This is a genomic window from Arsenophonus nasoniae DSM 15247, assembly GCF_000429565.1.
Lineage (GTDB): Bacteria > Pseudomonadota > Gammaproteobacteria > Enterobacterales > Enterobacteriaceae > Arsenophonus > Arsenophonus nasoniae.
Genome location: NZ_AUCC01000160.1, coordinates 1 through 3,113 on the forward strand (window position 1 = coordinate 1; position 3,113 = coordinate 3,113).

A 3,113-nucleotide genomic window follows, 5' to 3' on the forward strand; every position below is an offset into this window, starting at 1 on the left:
GAAATAAAAATGATATAAAACAGTTTATTATCTATAAAATATCTCCTATCGATGACGGTTAACGGCTATTACTGACATTTTAACTCTATTTATTATATGAATAAATATAATCAAGATTTAATGTATGGAATAAATTCTAGTGCCCAATGCAGTAATAGCGCTGCAAAAAAGTTTATCCCGAAGCTTGCTGATAGATTAAATAATTGGCTTGATGATCTTGCTCAAAACCCAATGGAAAAGGTATATACTGATACCTATGTAGATATTAAAGAGCGTATCAATCGTGCAGTTAAAATGACGGTTGAATCAGCAGTTCAGATAAAACAGTTAGCCAAAAAGCATGATGCTAAAGTGTATTATATCCTTCAGCCACTATCTCTATGGAGCAAAGAGCAGTTTCATAAAGAGGAAGAAGCGATGTTTTATGCAGTAAAGGCTTGTGCAAATAAGTTTTGGCAATTATTTGATCATTTATGTGCCTTAGATTTACATAAAAAGTATTCTTCACAGCTTGAAGCGGGTTGTCAAAAAGAAAACATACCTTACTATGATATGAATTTTTTAATGAGACTATCGCCTAAACTTTACGATAATATTTATATTGACCACCTTCATTTTAATAATTTAGGATATGAAGAGCTGGGAAGATTAATTTATGAACAAATTCTTAATTAAATGATGGAGATTTTAGCAATATTATGTTATTTCATTTTTAATAATAGAAAATAATTAAATTAGTCTATTTATGTTAACAATTAATATATTTATATGATTTTCAATGTAGTATTAATTATAAACGTCTCTTTTATCAAAAGATAGAACAGAAATTTCTTATATAGTCAGCGACATGACATCTTATTTTTTCGTACAGTTTTATCTTTTTGTCGACCGAATTTATTTACTGATATATTGTGTCGCCTTGATGTCGATCTTGATAACGCTTACAGCAAATAAAAGATTGTATTAAAAAGTAATTGGTTAAAAATATTGTCGACGGAAGAGAAAATAAAAATCTTTTCTGTCTACATAGCGAATAAAATTTGTACCATACAATAGGGTTCAGAACATAGTTAGGCAAAAATATTTTCTTAAATTTTGTATAGATCTATCGAATTATTCTATGTTTAATTGAAAAATTGGTTATTATGTTAGTGCAAATTGATCTGGCAATTGCGAGATTTGGAAATTAATTCCATTAATATTGTTGATTTCCATTTCCACTTAATAATTATCTTATTACTACAATAAATAACAAATTTTTGTTAATCAAAATGCTTCACCTACTTGGAAATAAAAGCCAGTGCTATTGCGACCCATACCAAAATCTAATCGAATATTCATTCTAGGTTTAAATTCGAATCGATAGCCTATACCAACAGTGGGTAACCATTGATTAGCGCCTAGTTTTGATGGTGAGTCACTAAGTGTGCCTGCCCCAATCCAACCAACGATACCATGGCGCCAATCTAACTTGCGACGATACTCTAACTGGGTAGTAAAAACATTATTATCACGATAACGCCCTTCATAATAACCTCTCATCTGATTTGCATTACCTAATAAAGAGAGATGATCCCAAGGAACTGTACCTGAGGTAAAACGGGCATAATTATCAACGGCTAAGACACTATTTTCAGATAGTGTATAATAGGCAGAATATTGCAACTGTGTGCTTTGAAAGCGATTGTCGCTAGCCAGTTCTGGAGAAAAATAGCTATATATAACTTCAAGGGCTTGACCATGTCGAGCGTTAGGTAAGAAATCACGTGAATCATAATTGAAGTGGGCACTAATTCCAGAACTACGTATAGAGCGACCACCTACTGATTTGGTAAAATAATTTTTTCCACGTTCATCTAAATCACTAGCATTGAGTGATGAAAAATCCCAACCTAACCCTATATAAGTGTTATCGATTATGCGATAAAGTACTCTCGGTCTGATAGCAAATTCTTGAGATTTATATTCCACTTTGTTGTGGTCATTTTTACCGGCAGAATAACCTTTTCCCCAATAGTAGGTGGGAATATTATTTACAGTACCGGAAATAAATAAACGCCATTGTTCTGCAGATAAAAAATTATAATTATTAAAATTTAGTCCGAAAGCGCCAGTCGCTGATGCAAATCCACTTACACCCAATGATGAAGGTTGACTAATTTTATCATTTTTATCAATACGATATAAACCAACTAATGCTACACCAACGCCGACGCTCATTTCTGGTGTATAAAAAGGGCCTGGCAATAATCCCCAGTCGATAGTTTTAGTTTCATCAAAACGGTTTGCTCCACCCAACTTTTCAAGCCCGCGATCAATATTTTGTCGTGCGGGCAAAATATTGGTGTTGGCCGTCGTCGACACAGTAAGTAGATTAATTATAATTAATCTTATGATGTTACGATAAAAACGCATTAAAAATTACAGCTCCCCTGGGAAATAAGGTCATTACGGCTATTATTGGCGCCGATTTTAGAAAACCTATTACAATTAGTATTAATCCAAGCCTTACAGTTATCGTTGTAATTGGATTTGTTTTCTAGATATTAGGTGATTTTGCAGTTAGTTTCTGAACTTTTTATGCGGTGTTTTTATATTGTGACACTAAAGTTCAAAAACCTTAATGATGACGATGATATAGGGATTTTATCAGATTATCAAATATTCTAGTTTAGCATTGGCATGTTATTTTGCATATTTAATTAAAAATAAATAATAATATTATCAGATTAATAAATTTATTATTGCAGGCAAAAGTTAATTTTTAATTAATCGTAAAATTTTATTATTATGTTATAAATAATCTTTTTTAATTTTATTTTTTAGCATTTAATTAGAAAAAAAATTTTTATTTATCACTATAAATGGAGGCTTATAGTTTTTTATTATTAATTAATAAAAAGAGTTCAAGAAATGATGATGGCTTAAACTTTTTTGCTCATTACAAGGGTCTAAAAATTGGCTAATCGTTATATCAAAAATATCACAAAAAATATAGATTTTATCAAGGGTAATCAAGCTAGGCTGTGTCCCTTAATTGCGTAATCGGCGGTAAAACAAGCGAATGCAGCCCAGTTTCACCATTGCTAGATAGTTTCTTGCCGTTTTTTCAT

Annotated in this window: 2 protein-coding genes; one reads left to right on the plus strand and one right to left on the minus strand. The window is 31.3% G+C overall.

Annotated features, from left to right (window positions below; translation table 11 throughout):
- Positions 1 to 96 precede the first annotated feature (96 nt).
- The gene (locus G468_RS21620; protein WP_051297177.1) at positions 97 to 675 is read left to right on the plus strand and encodes a hypothetical protein; all 579 of its coding nucleotides are present in this window, start codon (positions 97 to 99) and stop codon (positions 673 to 675) included.
- Positions 676 to 1,266: 591 nt separating this feature from the next.
- Here the strand turns inward: G468_RS21620 and G468_RS0116690 are convergent.
- Positions 1,267 to 2,415 (minus strand): BamA/TamA family outer membrane protein, encoded by a 1,149-nt coding sequence (locus tag G468_RS0116690; RefSeq protein ID WP_026824001.1) that lies wholly within the window; start codon positions 2,413 to 2,415, stop codon positions 1,267 to 1,269.
- Positions 2,416 to 3,113 lie beyond the last annotated feature (698 nt).